The 18,435-nt window shown below is 66.7% G+C and carries 15 protein-coding genes; 4 read left to right on the forward strand and 11 right to left on the reverse strand.

The features are described 5' to 3' along the window. Positions 1-399 precede the first annotated feature (399 nt). The 6 genes from ACIQ09_RS02905 to ACIQ09_RS02930 all read right to left on the reverse strand — a co-directional run bounded on the left by ACIQ09_RS02905 (position 400) and on the right by ACIQ09_RS02930 (position 6,436). Positions 400-729, reverse strand: a complete 330-nt coding sequence (locus ACIQ09_RS02905; RefSeq protein WP_398305834.1) for a DMT family transporter — start codon at positions 727-729, stop codon at positions 400-402. 103 nt (positions 730-832) lie between these two features. After that, positions 833-1,501, reverse strand: a complete 669-nt coding sequence (locus tag ACIQ09_RS02910) for a c-type cytochrome (protein ID WP_398305837.1) — start codon at positions 1,499-1,501, stop codon at positions 833-835. A gap of 58 nt (positions 1,502-1,559) precedes the next feature. Further along, complete coding sequence (locus ACIQ09_RS02915; protein ID WP_398305840.1) at positions 1,560-2,159, reverse strand: peroxiredoxin; 600 nt, start codon at positions 2,157-2,159, stop codon at positions 1,560-1,562. A gap of 15 nt (positions 2,160-2,174) precedes the next feature. Beyond that, the gene (locus ACIQ09_RS02920) at positions 2,175-2,555 is read right to left on the reverse strand and encodes a hypothetical protein (RefSeq protein ID WP_398305843.1); all 381 of its coding nucleotides are present in this window, start codon (positions 2,553-2,555) and stop codon (positions 2,175-2,177) included. Positions 2,556-2,650: 95 nt separating this feature from the next. Further along, entirely contained in the window at positions 2,651-4,102 is a 1,452-nt protein-coding gene (locus ACIQ09_RS02925) for a DUF1501 domain-containing protein (protein ID WP_398305846.1), read from the reverse strand. A gap of 27 nt (positions 4,103-4,129) precedes the next feature. After that, positions 4,130-6,436 (reverse strand): DUF1549 and DUF1553 domain-containing protein, encoded by a 2,307-nt coding sequence (locus ACIQ09_RS02930; protein ID WP_398305849.1) that lies wholly within the window; start codon positions 6,434-6,436, stop codon positions 4,130-4,132. Positions 6,437-7,081: 645 nt separating this feature from the next. Here ACIQ09_RS02930 and ACIQ09_RS02935 point away from each other — a divergent pair. From ACIQ09_RS02935 to ACIQ09_RS02950, 4 genes are all read left to right on the forward strand, one after another. Continuing rightward, the gene (locus tag ACIQ09_RS02935) at positions 7,082-9,835 is read left to right on the forward strand and encodes a TonB-dependent receptor (RefSeq protein ID WP_398305852.1); all 2,754 of its coding nucleotides are present in this window, start codon (positions 7,082-7,084) and stop codon (positions 9,833-9,835) included. Positions 9,836-9,979: 144 nt separating this feature from the next. Next, positions 9,980-12,136 carry a protein-disulfide reductase DsbD family protein gene (locus tag ACIQ09_RS02940; protein WP_398305855.1) on the forward strand — a complete coding sequence of 719 codons (2,157 nt, stop codon included), beginning with the start codon at positions 9,980-9,982 and terminating at the stop codon, positions 12,134-12,136. 5 nt (positions 12,137-12,141) lie between these two features. After that, positions 12,142-12,762, forward strand: a complete 621-nt coding sequence (locus ACIQ09_RS02945; RefSeq protein WP_398305858.1) for a redoxin domain-containing protein — start codon at positions 12,142-12,144, stop codon at positions 12,760-12,762. Between the two features lie 331 nt (positions 12,763-13,093). Further along, positions 13,094-13,918, forward strand: a complete 825-nt coding sequence (locus tag ACIQ09_RS02950; protein ID WP_398305861.1) for an EAL domain-containing protein — start codon at positions 13,094-13,096, stop codon at positions 13,916-13,918. Positions 13,919-13,924: 6 nt separating this feature from the next. Here ACIQ09_RS02950 and ACIQ09_RS02955 read toward each other — a convergent pair whose 3' ends face one another. Genes ACIQ09_RS02955 through ACIQ09_RS02975 form a run of 5 tightly spaced genes read right to left on the reverse strand, consistent with a single transcriptional unit; the run spans position 13,925 to position 18,376 of the window. Beyond that, on the reverse strand, positions 13,925-14,671 hold the full coding sequence (locus ACIQ09_RS02955; protein WP_398305864.1) for an ABC transporter permease: 747 nt from the start codon (positions 14,669-14,671) through the stop codon (positions 13,925-13,927). Further along, on the reverse strand, positions 14,671-15,909 hold the full coding sequence (locus ACIQ09_RS02960) for an ABC transporter substrate-binding protein (RefSeq protein ID WP_398305867.1): 1,239 nt from the start codon (positions 15,907-15,909) through the stop codon (positions 14,671-14,673). The genes ACIQ09_RS02955 and ACIQ09_RS02960 overlap by 1 nt, the downstream gene beginning before the upstream one ends. A gap of 27 nt (positions 15,910-15,936) precedes the next feature. Continuing rightward, positions 15,937-16,737 carry an ABC transporter ATP-binding protein gene (locus tag ACIQ09_RS02965; RefSeq protein ID WP_398305870.1) on the reverse strand — a complete coding sequence of 267 codons (801 nt, stop codon included), beginning with the start codon at positions 16,735-16,737 and terminating at the stop codon, positions 15,937-15,939. Then, a complete protein-coding gene (locus ACIQ09_RS02970) occupies positions 16,734-17,819 on the reverse strand; it encodes an acyl-CoA dehydrogenase family protein (RefSeq protein WP_398305873.1) in 1,086 nt (361 codons plus the stop codon). Before ACIQ09_RS02970 ends, ACIQ09_RS02965 begins: the two co-directional genes overlap by 4 nt. Then, positions 17,816-18,376 (reverse strand): carboxymuconolactone decarboxylase family protein, encoded by a 561-nt coding sequence (locus ACIQ09_RS02975; RefSeq protein ID WP_398305876.1) that lies wholly within the window; start codon positions 18,374-18,376, stop codon positions 17,816-17,818. The genes ACIQ09_RS02970 and ACIQ09_RS02975 overlap by 4 nt, the downstream gene beginning before the upstream one ends. Positions 18,377-18,435: the final 59 nt, after the last annotated feature.

An 18,435-nucleotide genomic window follows, 5' to 3' on the forward strand; every position in this document is an offset into this window, starting at 1 on the left:
GACTCCGGCCAGAATCCTAGCTCAACGGCGGGGAGAGGGTTTCGCGACACCCTCTTCAGTCGCCCGCGGACTTCGACTAAGGGCATGCCGGTGATCGACGTGGGGTGGGCGACTGAAGTCGCCCCTACAGGGCCTTCCCGCACGCCCGGCGCATCCCGGCGGTTCAAGCATCGGCCCGGTGACTGGCCGGTGGTGGCTCTTTCTCCGGGGATCGAGCCGATGTGTAGGGGCGACTTCAGTCGCCCGCGGGCTTCGATTAAGGGCATGCCGGTGATCGACGCGGGGTGGGCGACTGAAGTCGCCACCACAGTTCCTCCAGCAGCCGTCAGGGTCTCCCGGAAGCCGCTTCAGGTGATCCGGCCAGCCTTTCTCGCCTCAGCAACGCCCCTGCTGAAGCCGTCAGTGGGGCTGCGACTGGGAGAAGACCTGGATGATCACCACCCCGGCGACAATCAGCCCCATGCCGATGAGGGCCGCGGCGTCGAGCTTCTGACCGTAGACGAAGTAGGCCGCCACGCTGATCAGCACGATGCCGGCGCCGGACCAGATGGCGTAGGCGATGCCGATGGACAGGTGACGCAGGGCCAGGGACAGGAAGAAGAAAGCCGCGCCATAGCCCACCACCACCAGCAGGCTGGGCACGAGGCGGGTGAAGCCGTCGGCGGCCTTCAGGGCCGAGGTGGCGAAGATCTCGAAAACGATGGCCAGGGCCAGGTAGAGGTAGTGCATGGCGACGGCACGGAGTCGGGATGGGGCGAGCTTAACGCCTGAAAGGGGCGGATGGCTCTCCTCCCGAGGGAGTACTCCTTGTGGACCAGCCGTCGCGCATGCCCTAGAGGCCGGAAATGTACTCCGCCAGCTCGTCTATCTCCGCATCACTCAGCGGCTGTACGAAGCGATTCATCACACCGTCAGCACTGTTGCTGCGTTCGCCAAGCTTCCAGCTGGCAAGCTGGCCGCGCAGGTAGGTGTGCTGCTGGCCGCCGATCACCGGGTTGAAGGTGGTGCCGACGACGAGCCCCTTTCCGTCCGGGCCGTGGCAGCTCACGCAGGAGGGCACACCGCGGGCCGGGTCGCCGTTCTCGAAGAGGGCCCTGGCTTTCGGCAGGTTCCGGGGGGCGTCGCCCTTCATCTTCTTCAGGCTGGCAAAGTAAGCCGCCACGTCCGCCGCATCGGCGTCGTCCAGGCTGGCGGCGATGATGTTCATGGTCTGGTGCTTGCGGGCCCCCTTCTTCAGGTCGGCAAGTTGTTTGATAAGGTACTGGGAATACTGGCCGGCCAGCTTGGGTGTGGCCGGGGCGGTGCTGTTGCCGTCCAGGGCGTGGCACTCCTGGCACAGCTCGGTGACGGCGATCTCGCGGCCCAGCACCGGATCACCCTTGCCGATGCGCAGCTTGACCGCGTCGGCACTGTCGTCGGCCACGGACACCACCGCAGAGGCGCCGAGGACAAGGGCGGCGAGCACAAAAAAGGGAGCCCTGCTCCCCGGGATTCGAAACATGAAAGGCACTCGGAAGGGCCACCGGGGATGCTCGGCGAGGCGCCCCGGTGGTATCGACTTATCGGGCGGAACGGCCGGCGGCGAGCCGCTGCACCGTTTCGAGGGCCTTTTCGACGTTGGCAACCGGCGCCACGCCGCCGATGGTGGCGGCCACCTTGCCGTCGGGGGTGAGCACATAGGTAACGCGCTCCACCGAGGCGTGGTCGATGTCCGCGCCGCGGGTGTCCTTGCGGCCGGCGGCCCGCTCGCGCACGGTCAGGTCATAGGCCCGGGCAATGCGGCCGTCGGCATCGGAAGCCACGGCGAGCTTGCCAGCGCAGTAATCCGGGTCGGCAGAAAACTCGTTGAGCCGGGCGATGCTGTCCAGGGACACGCCGATGACGCTGGCGCCTGCGGCGGCAAACTTGTCGTGCTGTTCGGCAAAGGTGTGGGCCTGAAGATTGCAGCCATTGGTGTAGGCGGAAGGATAGAAATACACCACCACCGGGCCCTTCCTGAGGGCTGTCTTCAGGGAGTAGTTGAATGCCTTGCCGGCCAGGGAGGCGCGGGCTTCAAAGTCGGGGGCCGCGGCGCCTTCCGTCAGGGCTGCGCCAGCCGGCAGCGTGAGAGTGGCGAGCAGCGCGCCAATAAGGGCGAAGCCCGGGAGAGATGTCTTCATCGGGGTCGGTATCCGTCAGGATTTCTTATAGAAGTTATGGCAGCTCTTGCAGGTTCTGGACAGGTCGGTGGCCAGATTGGTGGCGTGGTCAAAATCACCACCGTTCACGGACTTGAGAATATCGGCAACCAGCTCCCGGCTTTTCCTGGACAGCTTCACGGCGTCGTCGGCGTCACCCTTGCTCACGTAAAAGTGCTCGATCTCGGCGAACATGCCGCCAAGTTCGGTTGCATCGGAGAGGCTGCCCTTCTTGTCCTTCAGGGCGATATTGGAGGCCATGCTCTTGTTGACGTCTTCGACGGCCTGCATCAGGTCGGAGTCGAGTTCCGCCACTGCGGCCCAAACGCTGCCTGCGAAGAGGATGAGGATTCCGGCTATCAGACTGATCTTGCGCATTGCTGTTCAACCTGCCGGGCCGGTGCTCCGACCGGCCGCGTGAGAGAGAATGAGAGTGACGGGGCCGCCCGTCGCCGGGCGGCCCCACGTGGGCATCAGGCGATGAGTTCCTTAACCACCTTGCCGTACACCACCGTCGGGCGCTCGGAGCGGCCGGCATTGAGGTAGGTGACCTTGAGGTGATCCAGGCCCAGCAGGGCCAGCACGGTGGCGTGGAGGTCATAGGTATCCACGGCCTTCTCCTTGTCGGCTACCTGCAGGCCGATGGCGTCGGTCTCGCCGTAGGTCAGGCCGGCCTTCACGCCGCCGCCGGCCATCCACTGGGTGTAGCCCCAGGGGTTGTGGTCACGGCCATCGCCCGACTCGCCGAAGGAGGTGCGGCCGAACTCGGAGGTCCACACCACCAGGGTGGACTCCAGCAAGCCGCGGGACTTCAGGTCGGCGAGCAGGCCCGCAACAGGCTTGTCCACCATCCTGGCCATGGCGCCGTGGTTCTTCTCGAGGTCGCTATGGCCGTCCCAGTTGCGGACTTCCTCGTTGGCCGGGCCGGACACCACCTGCACGAAGCGCACACCGCGCTCCACCAGGCGACGGGCACGCAGCAGAACGGTGCCGTAGTCGTTGGTGTCCTTGTCACCAATTCCGTACAGGGCGCGGGTGGCGGCGGTTTCCTTGTTCACGTCCACCGCCTCCGGGGCCGTGCTCTGCATGCGGTAGGCCAGCTCATAGGCCTCAATGCGCGCCTTCAGTTCGGAGTCGCCCTTGTAGCGTGTGGCGTGGTGCTGATTGAGCTGCTTGAGCAGATCAAGCTCCGAACGCTGGGCCGCGGCAGCAATCAGCTCCGGGCGACTCAGGTTGTGGATCGGTTGGTCGCCCGGCAGGAAGGCCGTGCCCTGATACACCGCCGGCAGGAAGCCGGAGCTCCAGTTCACCGAACCGCCCTGGGGTTCATTCTTGCCGTTGTAGAGCACCACGTAAGACGGCAGGTCGCGGTTGGCCGAGCCCAGGGCGTACTGCACCCACGCCCCGAGGGACGGACGCCCCGGCACCAGATCCCCGGTGTTCAGCTTGAGGATGGAGATGTTGTGGGTAGCGCCCACCGTCACGCTGGACTTGATGAAGGCGATGTCGTCGGCACGCTGGGCCAGGTTGGGGAGCAGGTCGGAGAACCACGCCCCGCTCTGCCCATGCTGCTTCCATTCCCGCTTGGAGATGAAGAGCTTGTTGGAGTCGCCGCCCCGGGTGGCAAGCTGAATGCCCTGAGTGAAGGAGTCCGGCGTCGGGGTGCCAGCCAAGCGGATCAGCTCCGGTTTGTAGTCGAAGAGATCCAGGTGGCTGGGGGCCCCGTCCATGTGCAGCCAGATCACCGACTTGGCCTTGCCCGGAAAATGCGGCTTCTTGGGGGCCAGCGGATCGTCGATGCCGGCGGCCAGGTCGGCCGCGTTGGCGTAGGAGAGCAGGCCGCCGCCGGGCAGCGCCAGGGACGAGACGCCGAGGGCGCCAAGGCCCAGACCGGCCTTATGCAGGAATTCGCGACGTGATTTCATGATTCTGTGTCCTTCCGGATTCAATGATTAATAGCGATACACGAATTCGTTGGAATTCAGGATCGTGTGGGTCAGGTCGACAAAGGCGGCGAGGCGGACCGGCTCGGCATTGCGGGCCTGGCTGGTGTTGAGGCCCACGGGCACCGCCATCGAGACCCGGCCACTGGCAATCGCCTGCTCCCGGAAGAGGCCTTCCTGGCGGTCGAGGAAGGACACCAGGGTGTTCTTCTCGAACTTGTCCGGATTGCGCGAATAGACAATCTGGAAGAGGCGCTCGATCTGCTTCACCGGATCGGGACCGGCCTCACGCACCACCCGACCGGCAAGCGCCTGGGACGACTTGAAGACCTGCTCGTTGTTGATCAGGGCCAGCGCCTGCAGCGGAGACGTGGTGATGGAGCGCTTGCTGTGCACCTTCTGGGGCGAAGCCATGTCGAAGGTCTCGAGCATCGGGTAGGGCACACTGCGACGATTGAAGATGTAGATACTGCGGCGGTTGTACTCGCTGGGATCCTTATCCACCGTCCAGAAGCGGCCGGGGGCCTTCAGGGTGGAGGGCACCGGCGGGAAAACGGCCGGGCCACCCACCTTGTCCACCAGTTCACCGGAAGCGGCCAGCAGGGAATCGCGGATCTGCTCGGCATCCAGGCGTTGGCGCGGGAAGACGGCCAGCAGCTTGTTGTCCGGATCGATCTTGGCGACATCCTCGCGGGGGGCAGAGGACTGACGATAGGTGCTGGACAGCAGGATTTCGCGTTGCAGCTTCTTGGTGCTCCAGCCTTCCTTGACGAACTTGTCAGCCAGATAGTCGAGGAGCTCCGGATGGGTCGGCTTGGTGCCGGCGCGGCCGAAGTCGCTGACCGTTTCAATCACACCCCGGCCGAAGTACTGACCCCACACCCGGTTCACGAAGACACGTGCGGTGAGCGGGTTGTTCGGGCTCGACAGCCAGCCGGCCAGCGCGGCACGTCGACCGGTGGAGTTCTCCAGCGGGGTGATCTGGATCTTCTCGTTGGTCGGGTTGAAGAGCGCGGGGACGCCAGGCTGCACCTCCTCCAGCGGCCGGTCCCAGTCGCCCACGAAAAGAAGGTGCGTCTGAGCCGGATCCTTACCCAGATCCACAACACCGGAGATACGTTCCGATCCCTTGCTGGGGCGCAGATCGTCGTACTTGCGCAGCTCTTCCGTCAGCTTGGCCAACTGCTCCTTGATGCCCTTGGCGCTTTCCTCGTAATTGAGATAGGACGAAGTGACCGCCTGATCGTTGTAATTGGTGGTCAGATAACGGTTGATGACCCAACGCTCCTTCGGCGTCGCGGTTTCAAGCTTGTCGCGCTTGGCCAGGGCCTCGCGGGTTTCCGGCGTGAAACGACCGATGTGGTATTCCTCGCCCACCTTGCGGATCGGCGCCAGCAGCGCCTTGATCCGGTCACGCACGTCCTTGGTGGCGGCCTGGTACTTGGCCTGGGCTTCCGAGTACTTCAGGTCGGCCTCCCCCTTTTCCTTCAAGGGCAAGGTGTCGTTGGCGGAGGCATTGGCGAAGAAAGCCTGCAGCTGGAAGTACTCCTTCTGGGAGACCTTGTCGATCTTGTGGTTGTGGCAGCGGGCGCACTCCACCGAAGACCCGAGGAACACCGTGCCCACCGTATCGACCATGTCGGTGGTGTTCTGGTACTTCTTCTGCACGATGTTGCGGGAGTTGCTGTCGTCTGCGTAGGCGCGCAGGAAGCCGGTGGCCACCAGCGCATCCTGCTTGCCCGGCCACAGTTCGTCGCCGGCAATCTGCTCCTTCACGAACAGGTCGTAGGGCTTGTCCTGATTGAAGGAGTTGATCACGTAGTCCCGATAGCGCCACATGTTGGCGCGGGTCTCGTCATTGGTGAAGCCGGCGCTGTCGGAGTAGCGGGCCAGATCCAGCCAGCGACGGGCCTGGCGCTCGCCGTAGCGGGTCGAGGCCAGCAGACGGTCCACCAGCTTCTCGTAGGCATCGGGGGAGCGGTCTTCGACAAAGGCCTTGACCTCTTCCGGAGTGGGAATCAGGCCCCATACGTCGAGGGTCGCCCGCCGGATGAAGGTTTCCCGGTCCACGTCGGCCGAGGGCTTGATGTTCTTGCCTTCAAGCTGGGCCAGCACAAAGGCATCCACCGGCTTGCGCACCCATTTGGCCTGCTTCACAGCCGGCAGCGCCGGCGCCTGAACCACCTTGTAGGGCGACCACTGGGACGCGCGGGCAGCACGGGATGAGGCAGCGGGGGCCTCCACCTTATCTTCCGCGCCGGCGGGCAGCGTGGCTGAAAAGCACGACACGACGGCGAGATACACGAGTTTCTTCATCGATTCACTCCAGATTGCTTCATCGGATTACGCATTGGCTCAGGAAATACATAGCGGGCCTGGCGTCAGGCAATGGCGGCCCCACACCCTCTATTAGCACCAGTCATGCCACCCCATCGAAACGCAGCAAACGAAGCACCGGCACGAATGAATAATCTCTTTTCGATCAATTCCCTATGAAAACAATCCGGCATTCGAAATGAAATAGCCCTGCCCGCTGCCTGCATGCCATGGGAGACACGCAGCCGGGCAATGTGCTTCCCCGGCAACAGCACACGGAACCGGGTTGCTTGCTTTTCAGCAGCAATAAGACCAACCCTGAAAAGCAGCACAGACAGGGAAAAGACCAGAAGCGCAAAACCCTCCGTAAGAAAAGACCGGGCAATTGCTTGCAAAACAGCAGACCTGCCACCCGGAATGCTGCAACGCCAACACTCAGACAATCCTGATTAGCTTCGCAGGAATACAGATAAGCAAACGGGGCATGCCCGAGTGCATCGCAAGCCCTTGAATAGAAAGCTCAGAAAGGCATTTTCAGCAACAAAGACCCGGGATGGGGCAATAGGAAAATCCGAAACGAGATTGATGGCACGGCTATTGCCAATAGGTTCCGACTATTTCGTTTCATTTCATGGAGATTTTCCGATGAGCACCCACGTGCCCAGCCGCCGCGCACACCCGGCAAGCGCTTCCGATTCATTCCCGTTCCGCCGCGCCCCCCTGGCAGGCATCGTCACCGCGCTTGCCCTGCTCGCGTCAGCCTCGGCCGGCGCAGCCGACAGCCGCTCGGTCGCCGAACTCGAAGCCGAGATCGCCCGCCTGCAGCAGGAGATCGCCGCCAAGGCGCGTACCGGCACTGGCACGCCCCAAGCCCCGGCCGCCGAGCCCGCCGCCACCGAAGGTGCCAAGGCGCTGGATACGGTGGTGGTGCGCAGCCGCCACCGCCTGGAGCGCCTCAAGGACGTCCCCATCTCCGTGGCCGTCGTCACCGGTGCCGAGCTGACCCGGGAAGCCACCGCCGATCTGGACGGGGTGACCAAGCGCATCTCCAACTTCGCCTGGAACCCGGGCAACGCACGTACCAGCAGCCTGTCGATCCGCGGCCTGGGCAAGCAGTCCCAGACTGATGCCATGGACCCCAGCGTGGGTCTCAACGTGGACGGCATCGCCTACGGCTACAACCCCCTGTCCAGCTTCGACCTCTTTGACGTGGACACCGTGGAAGTGCTGCGCGGCCCCCAAGGCACCCTGTTCGGTCGCAATGCCAACCTCGGGGTGCTGAAGATCACCAACAAGCGCCCGACCTTCAACCCCGAGGCCGAGTATTCGGTTGGCTTCGGCCAGGGGCAGCGCCTCACGGCCCAGGGCGCGGTGGGCGGCGCCATCGTCGATGACGTGCTGGCCTGGCGCGGCTCCTTCCGGGTGGACCGGGGCGCCGGCTACGTGAAGAACGTGGAAAAGGGCTACCTGGAAAGTACCTTCGGCAACAGTGACCGGGTGGCCGGCCGGGTGCAGTTCCTGCTGACGCCGAACGCCGACTTCAATGCCCGCCTGAGCCTGGAAATGACGCCGACCACCGGCGAGGCCTTCAACGGCAAGACCATCTACACCCCCACCCCGCTCACCTATGCCGACGGAAGCCCGAACAACCTCAACACCGACGCCTCCACCCGGCTGGGCCGGCGCTGGTTCGGCCAGCTGCCCGGCTATTCCTATGCGGGCAGCTACCTCTACGGCGGCGGCTCGCGCAATACCGTGAACCTGGATCACCAGACCCCGACCTACACCGACACCAAGGGCGGCCTGCTGGAGATGAACTGGAATGTGGCCGACCACACCCTGACCTCGCTGACCGCCTACAAGGACTTCCGCTTCCAGGTGCGCAACGACGAAGGCACGCCCTTCGACATCACCAAGCGCGGCGGCGGTCACGTGGACAAGTTCTCCCAGTTCAGCCAGGAACTGCGCATCGCCTCCAAGGTGGGCGGGCTGGTGGACTACCTGGGTGGTCTGCACTTCCAGTCGATCAGCAACCGCTATGACTCCAACGCCGGCTTCGGCAGCGATGCCGGCGCCTGGTTTGCCAGCGCCAGCCAGTACAACCTGCTCGACGCCAGCGGCACCGGCCGCTACCTGATGGAGAATGCCCTCAACGAACTGGTGGTGTCGCCCCTGCAGAAGATCGAGAGCAAGAGCCTGGCGGTCTTCGGCCAGGCCAACTGGCACGTCACCGACCCCCTCACCATCACCACCGGCGCCCGCCTGACCCGGGAAGACCGACGCAACACCACCAGTCGTCTGATCATCCAGGACGGCTACGGCGCCAGCCTCAACCCGGTGTCGATCAATGGGGTGCAGCTGGGCGGCTTCAATTCGAACGCAACCAGCGGCGCCCTGCTCGCCGGCAACTCGGCCGCGCAGCTGGCCCTGGCCGACCTCACCGCCAGCCGCTACTTCGGTGTCGCTTCCTACTCGGCCCTGTCGGCCGACCAGCTACGCCAGATCGCCAACGCCAAGGCCCTGCGCCGGAGCAACATCGGCGTGCTGTGGAACGAGACCGAAGCCGAGTCGATCAAGAAGGTCCATCCGACCCTGCTGCTGAGCCCCCGCTACAAGGTCAACGATGACCTGACCACCTACTTCTCGGCCCAGTACGGCGAGAAAGCAGGTATCGCCCAGATCACCAACGGCGAGCACAACAACGCCAAACCTGAGCGCACGTCCTCCTTCGAGGTCGGCTTCAAGTCCACCCTGCTCAACAAGTCGCTGGTCCTGAACGCCAACCTCTACCACACCAAGATCCGCGACTATCAGCAGGCGGTGCAGGTCTTCGACAAGTACACCACCGAGCTCAACCCGGCCAACGGCGACCAATACACCAGCGCCACCGGTAACGTGCCCAAGGTCAAGGCCCAGGGCCTGGAAGTGGATGCCAGCTACTCGGGCTTCCGCAATGTGCTGGTCCGCTTCTCGGGTGCCTACAACGACGCCCGCTACGAGGACTACCCCAACGCCGCCAAGCCCGTGGAGCTCAACAACCTGACCGCCAAGTACCTGGACATGAGCGGCAAGACCCTGCCGGGCGCCTCCAAGTTCAGCTTCAGCCTGGGCGCCGAGTATCGCAAACAGGTGCTGGGCGACAAGGAGTTCCACACCAGCTTCAACACCTACTACGCCAGCAAGTTCAACTCCGACAACAACCTGTCCAGCTATGGCTGGATTGATGGCACTGCCCGCACCGACATCGCCATCGGCCTGGGCAAGGTGGACAAGACCTTCGATGTGAATCTGATCGTCAAGAACGCCTTCAACGACACCACACCGCTGGCCAAGACCTGGAACACCTACGTTCCTGCCGCACCGCGCTGGGTCGGGGTGGTGTTCACCGGCAAGCTCTGAGCGGGCAAAGGCCGGCCCGGGCAATTCGCTGGCGCCGGCCGCTTTTACTGCTTCGCCGCGAACCGACGCACGGTCCGGGCATCTACAGGAACACGGCCCCCGCCCACGGGACGCCGTGCTCCAGCCCTTACACCGAGACACCCTATGATCCGCACCTTCAGCCTCGTCCTCGCCACGGCAAGCGTCGTGCACGGCGCCACCGCCCAGGCGGCCTCCCGGGCCGCCACCCCCCAGGTCAGGGCCGAGCTCCTGGCCTCGGTGAGCGCCGTGTACCCCGGCGAACAGATCGAACTGGGCCTGCAACAGAAGATCATTCCCCACTGGCACACCTACTGGGTCAACCCCGGGGATTCCGGCCTCGCCACCACCATTGCCTGGACCCTGCCCGACGGCGCCAGCGCCGGCGACATCCAGTGGCCCGCCCCCAAACGCTTCAAGACCGGCCCGGTGGCCAACTATGGCTACGAGAACGAAGTCACCCTGCTCAGCACCCTGCGCGTGCCGGCGGGGCTGCAGCCGGGTCAGCGTTTCCCGGTGAAGGCCGAAGTGAGCTGGCTGGTGTGCAAGGAAGTGTGCATCCCGGAGCAGGTCAGCCTGGATCTCGACCTGCCGGTGCTCGCCCCCGGCAGCCCGCGCGAAACCGGCAACTCCGTCATCCAGGCCGCCCGGAGCCGCCTGCCCGTGGCCGCCCCCTGGCAGACCACCGTCGAGAGCGACGGCAAGGCCATCCTGCTTCGCGCCAGCGGGGCCGGCATTGCCGGCCTGAAGCCCGCCGAAGCCTGGTTCTACGCCCGCGAATGGGGCAGGACCACCCACGACGGCCCCCAGCAGCTGCACATCCAGGGCGACACCCTGGAACTGCGCCTGAAGGCCGGCGAGGCACCCGGCGCCACCGGCACCCCGCTCGACGGGGTGCTCGCCCTGCAGGCCGCCGACGGCAGCGTCAAGGCCTACACCGTCAGCGCCCCCCTTCAGGCGGCAAGCGCGCCCATCTCCGTGGCTGCACCCGCCAGCCGCGGCGCGCCGGAGGCAGCCGACGACATCCAGCTGGGCGGCGCGCTGGTCCTCGCCCTGCTCGGCGGGCTCATCCTCAACCTGATGCCCTGCGTGTTCCCGGTGCTGTCCATCAAGGCCCTGTCACTGCTCCGTCACGGCGGCCAGTCGCCCTGGCAGGCGCGACTGCAGGGGCTGGCCTATACGGCCGGCGTCCTGAGCAGCTTCGCCGTGCTGGCCGGCGTGCTGGTGGCCCTGAAGGCCGGCGGGGCCGAAGTGGGCTGGGGCTTCCAGTTCCAGTCACCGGTTTTCGTGCTGGCCGTGGCCTACCTGATGTTCACCGTCGGCCTGAGCCTGTCGGGGGCCCTCCACCTGGGCGCCTCGGCCGCCGGCGTCGGCGCGTCCCTGGCCGACAGGCCGGGCCACGCCGGCAGCTTCTTCACCGGCGTGCTGGCCACCGTGGTCGCCACCCCGTGCACCGCGCCCTTCATGGGTGCGGCCCTCGGCTTTGCCCTGGGCCAGCCGGCGCCCGCCCTGTTCGCGGTCTTCCTGAGCCTGGGGCTGGGCCTGGCCCTGCCCTACCTGCTGCTGTCCTTCTGGCCGGCGCTGCAGCGCCGCCTGCCCCGGCCCGGTCCGTGGATGGAACGCCTCAAGGAGATCCTGGCCTTCCCCATGTACGGCGCCGCCGTGTGGCTGGTGTGGGTGCTGGCCCGGCAGGCCGGGCCCGACGCCATCGCCATCGCCCTGGGCGGCATGCTGGCCATCGCCTTTGCGGCCTGGCTCTATCAGCACAGCCACAGCGCACGCCCCCTGGCCCGCCACGGCAGCCGGGGGCTGGCCGCCGCCGCCGTGGCCCTGGCCCTGGCCGGCGGCTATGCCGGGATCGGCAGCGACAGCGCCCGCGCCGCCACCGGTAACACCGCCGCCGCCCACGCCGGGCAGAGCTGGGAGCCCTACTCGAAGGCCCGCCTCGACGCCCTGCGGGCCGAGGGCAAGCCCGTCTTCGTCAACTTCACCGCCGCCTGGTGCATCACCTGCCTGGCCAACGAAAAGGTGGCCCTCTCCAGCGACACGGTGCAGGACGCCTTCCGGCAGGCCGGCATCACCTATCTGAAAGGCGACTGGACCCACCAGGACCCGGAGATCTCGGCCCATCTGGCCGAGTTCGGGCGCAGTGGCGTGCCCCTCTACCTGTTCTACCCGGGCGGCACCGCCAGCACGCCCAAGGTCCTCCCCCAGCTGCTGACCCCGGCCATCGTCCGGGCCGCCATCGCCACCCCTTCTTCCATCGCGACCCTTCAGGAGTAAGCACCATGCTCACCGTTCCCCTCCTCCGCCGCAGCCTCATCGGCCTCGCCGCCTTCGGCCTGTCCCTCACGGCCCACGCCGCCGCCGAGATCGGCCAGCCGGCCCCCGCCTTCACCGCCCAGGGCGCCGATGGCAAGCCCGTCAGCCTGGCTGCCTTCAAGGGCAAGACGGTGGTGTTGGAATGGACCAACCACGAATGCCCCTTCGTCGTGAAGCACTACGAAAGCGGCAACATTCCGGCGCTACAAAAAGAGTTCACCGCCAAGGGCGCGGTGTGGCTGCAGGTCATCTCGTCCGCACCGGAAAAGCAGGGCCACGTGGACGGCGCCTCGGCCATCAAGATCAACGGCTTCCGCAACGCTGTGCCCACCGCCGTGGTCCTCGACCCGGACGGCAAAGTCGGCAAGGCCTACGGCGCCCAGACCACCCCCCACCTGTACATCGTCGACCCCACCGGAGTCCTGGTTTACAAGGGCGGCATCGACAGCATCCCGTCAGCCAACAAAGGCGACATCGCCAAGGCCGACAACTACGTCAAACTCGCCTTCTCCGACCTCGCCGCTGGCCGCAAGGTGGCCCACGCCAGCACCAAGCCCTACGGCTGCTCCATCAAGTACGCCGACTGAGACGCTTCCAACGGCCGGTTCAAGCTGAAGGGGTCTATTGGAGGCGCTGAGGGCGGCGGGAGGGACGGTGGGGGCGACTTCAGTCGCCCGCGGACTGGGATCAAGGGCATGCCGGTGGTCGACGTGCAGATGGGCGACTGAAGTCGCCCCTACAAGTCGCCCCTGCTGAGATGCCGCGTCTGCCGGGGCGAGACCCGGCAGAGCTCACGCCGCCCGGCGCATAAGGTTTCCAGAATTTCTTGGTTCCCCCGGCCGGCCCGAGGCAATAGATTGGTGGCGCGCCGGCACGATGGCCGGTTGGCGTGATTTCCATCCATTCGAGGAGCGCCCCATGGCCGACGCTGATCTTTCCCTTCATCCCCTGGCCCTTGCCTTCCTGGAGCGCCTACCGCGCCACAAGACAGCGGGCAAGCAGCTACACCGTCAGGACGACGGACGGGTCGTGGGGGACTGGGTCGGTCTTGAGTTGTCGAGCGCCTTCCAGCCCATCGTCGATGCAGCAGGCCAGATCATCGGGCGCGAGGCCTTTCTGCGCAGCGCCAGCGCCGACGACCAGGGGCTTTCGCCCTGGACCCTGTTCGCGGCGGCCACCGACGATGCCCGCCTGATTGCCCTGGACCGCCTGGCCCGCACCCTGCACCTGCTCAACGCCCTGGTCGGCGGTAATACCGGGCTGCTCTTCCTGAATGTGCATGGGCGCCTGCTGGCGGCCGTAGGGGACGACCATGGGCGGGCCTTCCGGCGCGTGGTGGATGCCCTGGGCGTGCGCCCGGACAGCATCGTCATTGAAACCCCGGTGGAGGCCAGCGCCCAACCCGACCTGCTGGCCTTCGTGCTGCGAAATTACCGCAACAACGGCTTCCGGGTGGCGGTCAACGTGGACTCCGCAGCCCAGTGGCAGAGTATTGCCAGCACCGTCCATCCCCATTTCGTGAAGATCGACAGCCGCAAGCTGGGCCACGGACACGAGGCGCAGGAGCGCCTGAAGTGGCTGAATGCCCTGCGCGAGGATGCAACCCTGATTGTCACCCACCTCGAGACCCCTTCGGCCGACCACCAGATTGGTCAATCCCTGTTGCAGGGTTACGCCTTCGGGCACCCATCGGCCGCCATCAGCAGCCGCCAGGAGGGCGTGTCGAGCACGCCCTCCCCCTGAACGCGCTCAGGCGTGCAGCCAGCGTCGGTGCAGGCTGCGCGCAAGGTGATCGAGCAGATAGCCAAGGAAGCCGATCACCAGGATCGCTGCCATCAGATCCGAGTAGGCCAGCCGGTCGCGGGAATCGAGGATGAAGTAGCCCAGCCCCGCTGATACCCCGAGCATTTCGGCCGGCACCAGCACGATCCAGATGATGCCGATGGCCAGGCGCACCCCGGTGAGGATATGGGCGGTGATGCCGGGCAGGATCACGTGGACGATGGTCTCGCGCCGGGTGGCCGACAGGCTGCGGGCCAGCAGCAGCCAGTTGCGGTCGAGCTGGGCCACCCCGGACGCCGTGTTGAGCAGGATCGGCCACACCGCCGCAAAGGCCAGCAGGAAGTACACCGGCGCATCGCCCACCCCCAGCACCATCACCGCAATCGGCATCCACGAGAGCGGCGAGATCATCCGCGCAAACTGGAACAGGGGCGTGGTGGTTCTGGAGAACAGGGGCGACAGGCCGGTGAGCACCCCCAGGGGGATGCCCAGCACCAAGGCAATCACCAGCCCCACGGCCACCCGCTGCAGGCTCATCAGCACGTGCTCCCACAGGTCGCGGCCCTGCACCAGCTGCAGCAGGGCTTCGCCGGTGGCCAGCGGTGCGAAGGCGGTCGCCACCGGGGTTACCCCCGTCAGCCAGCCGGCGCCGGCAGCCCATAGCAGGGCCGCCGCCAGCAAACCGATAAAGGGAAGCAGAAGATTCAGCGCCATCAGATCGCCAGCACTTCCTTGCGCAGCAGATCGGCGGGCAAGCCGAAGGCCGACGGGCCGCCCACCGCGTTGATGGCCTTGCGCACGAAGCGGTCATCCACCAGGTCGCGGGCGGCAAAGCGCGGATCGAGCTTGTTCAGGAAGGCGTTGTCGCCCTCCACCTTCGTCTTCTGCAGCACCCGCACCAGCTCCTCGGTGTAAGAGGCAAAGGGATAGGGCTGGAAGTCGACGCGGCGCTGGTACCAGCCCTTGTTGCGGGCGGCACCGCTGGCCTCGTAGCTGGCGTAGTCGGTGGTGGCCAGCACCTTGGCCAGCACCTGCGGGCTGTGGGGCGTGTAGCGGTTGTCGTCGGCACTGGACAGCAGCTTGGCGGCCTCCAGCTGGTTGCTGCGGGTCCACAGCTGGGCCTTGACGATGGCGTTGGTGACGCGCTGGGCCCACTCGGGGCGCTCGGCGATGTCCCGCTCGGCCAGGAAGGTGACGCAGCAGGCGTGGTTCTTCCACACGTCGCCCGACAGGCGCAGCACCTTGCCGATGCCAGCCGTCTCGGCGGCGGCGTTGAAGGGCTCGGCCACGATGAAGCCGGCGATGGATCTGCCGGCCAGGGCCGACACCATCTCGGCCGGCGGCAGCACCACCAGGTTCACCTCGTTGCGGGCCACGCCGGCATCCCGGGCGCGGGTCACCGCGGTGAGCCCGTTGGCCTGCAGGAGCTGCTGCAGGATCACGTTGTGGATCGAATACCAGAACGGGATGGCCACGGTCCTGCCGCCCAGATCGGCCACGCTGTTGATGTTTGGCGCCACGGTCAGGGCCGAGCCATTGACGTGGTTCCAGGCCACCACCTTGGCCGGGAAGCGGGTGCCGTAGCGCACCCACAGGGTGGCGGGCGAGAGCAGATGGATCACGTTCACCTGGCCCGACACGAAGGCCTCGACGATCTGCGCCCAAGTGCGGAACAGGCGCGGCTTTTCGGTGTGCAGGCCTTCGGCCTCGAACAGCTTGCGGGCGTGGGCGATGAGCAGCGGCGTGGCGTCGGTGATGGGCAGGTAGCCGATCTTCACCGGCACATCGCTGCCGCTGCCCTGGGCCAGGGCATCGCCGGCAGACAGCAGGGGGGCGGCCACACTGGCGGCGGTCAGCGCCGACAGGCGCAGAAAGTCGCGACGGGTCATGCCGCAATCGCAATCGGACGACTGGCAGATATGGAGGGAGCGGGACGGTTTGGCGTAGTCCATGGGAGTCGGTCTCCGGGGCAGGTTCAGTTAACTGGCGTGGCGCAGGGCGCCGAGGATGGAGAGACGCAGGGCGGTGACGGCTTCGGGGAAGTCCTCCCGCGGGTGGGGAATGTCCACCGCCCACGCCTGCACCAGGTGGCCGGGGCGACCGCCCATCAGCACGATGCGGTCGGCCACCAGGATGGCCTCGTCGATGTCATGAGTGACGAGCAGCACCGCCGAATGCCAGCGATGCACCACGTCCACCAGCAGGGCCTGCATTTCGGCGCGGGTGATGGCGTCCAGGGCCGAGAAGGGCTCGTCGGCGAAGAGCAGCTCCGGTTCCCGTGCCAGGGCCCGGGCCAGGGCGGCGCGCTGGGCCATGCCGCCGGAAAGCTGGGCCGGCCAGGCCGCCTCCCGGCCGGCCAGGCCGACGGCCTCGATGGCGGCGGCCACGCGCCCCTGGAGGGCGGCCCTGGCGGCCTTGGGCTGGTGGGCAAAATCGAGGCCGAAGCCCACGTTGTCGGCGAGCTTCAGCCAGGGCAGCAGGCTCGCCTGCTGGAACACCAGCGCGCTGCGCGGGTGCGGCTCGGCCAGCGGCTCCCCCAGGAAGCGCACCTCGCCGCTGGCCGGCTGGGCCAGCCCGGCCAGTACCCGCAGCAGGGTGGACTTGCCGCAGCCGCTGCTGCCCAGCAGGGCAACGATCTCGCGCCGACGGATGGACAGGGACACCCCCTCGAAGACCGTGCCGACACCGGCATGGGCATAGGACAGGCCGTGGGCCTCCAGCACCGCCGGCCCGGCGGCAGCCGAAGCCACCACGTCCCGCTCGACGACCGGGTTGTTCATGCGGCCCTCAGGGCGGCATGGCGCTCCAGCTCTCCGTGGAGTTGGGTCAGGCTGGGGGTGACCACCGGAACGAAGGCCGCCTCAAGCCAGCGCCGGGCAAAGTCGCCGGTGGTGGCCACCAGATAGGCCCGGCCGCCGGTGGCGTCGAGCTCCAGATCCATGGCCTCGCGCACGATGGCCGCCAGGCGGATGCGGATGCGGAACAGGGGCGCCGCCTGGGTGGCAAAGCTGCCGCTGGCCAGACCGGCCTGCAGTTGCTCGATCTCGTGGGCGAGGCTGGCCTCCAGCGCGTCGATTCGCGACTGCAGGCCGGCACGCACCGCGCTGCCCGACGCACCTGCCGCGGCCAGGCAGGCCCGCGCCAGGCCAATGGACATGCCGCACTGCAGACTCAGGAAGGCCGGCCGCACCCGGGGCAGGAAGCTGCGGGCATCGGCATGGATCAGCTCGGCCGCCCCGGAGACCACCCCCTCGATGCGGATGGCGGCGGTATTGCTGCCTCGCAGGGCCAGCAGTTCCAGGTCGTCAGTGCGGGTGATGCCCGGCGTACCGGACAGGAAGGCCACCACCGCCGGCGGCTGGCCGTCAGTGGGCTCGACGGCCGCCGCGACGGCAAAGCCCGCGCGACGCAGGTTGGTGACCCACGGCAAGCTACCATCCAGGCGCCAGCCCTCCCCCGCCGGCGATGCGGCGATGGACAGGCTCTCGATGCCCGACAGGAACTTCATGGCATTCGACAGGCCGGTGGCCCCGGCCAGCTCGCCGGACAGCAGGGCAGGCAGATGGCGGGCGCGCAAAGCTGCGTTGTCGCTCTGGAGCAGGTACTCGATGAAAGTGCGCTGCCCCCAGAAGACAAAGGCCGCGGTCAGGGAGCGCCGGGCCACCCGGGCAATGGCATCCACCGCATCGGCCGTGCTGCCGCCGCTGCCACCCAGCGCAGACGGCACGCCAATACGGAAGAAGCCTGCCGCGCCGAGCACGGAGATGGCCTCGTCGGCGTGGGCGGCGCCCTCGTTGAGGGAGGCTGCATGGGCCGATGCCCAGGCCAGGGCGTCGTCCTGGCTGCGGATGGCGGTACTCATGATTCCAGGGCTCCGGGCGCGAAGGGCTGCAGTTCGGGATTGATGGCGGAGCCGGCCAGATTGTTGGCGAAGTTGCACAGGGTCGCCAGGCTCACGCCCAGCAGCACCTCCAGCACCTGCTGCTCCTGGAAACCCGCCGCCAGAAAATCGGCCAGCTCGCCCGTGCCCACCTTGCCGCGGCTCAGGATGACCGCCCGGGTGAAGGCCACCAGGGCGTCGAAGCGGGCGTTGCCGGTGCTGGCGCGCTCCTGCAGGGCGCGCACCAGGTCACGCTCGAGCCCGGCCTTCTTCAAGGCGATGGCGGTATGCCCGGCAACGCAGAAATCGCAGCCATGCACGCTGGCCGCGGTGATCTGCACCACCTCCCGCTCGGCCAGGCTGAGGCTGGCGCGGGCATTGATGCCCGAGACGGTGAGGTAGGTTTCCAGGGCCACCGGGGCGTTGGCCAGCACGCCGATCAGGTTGGGCAGGAAGCCATTGTTGGTGATCACGGTGTCAATGAAAGCGCGGCTGCCCTCGGGGGCGCTGGCGGGGGTATGAACGGTCAGGCGGGTCATGGGCTTCTCCACGGGTATCGGCAATGGAGTTCATTCTCCCCATCGCGCGCGCGGCCCTC

The sequence above is a fragment of the Zoogloea sp. genome, assembly GCF_044344315.1.
Classification (GTDB): domain Bacteria; phylum Pseudomonadota; class Gammaproteobacteria; order Burkholderiales; family Rhodocyclaceae; genus Zoogloea.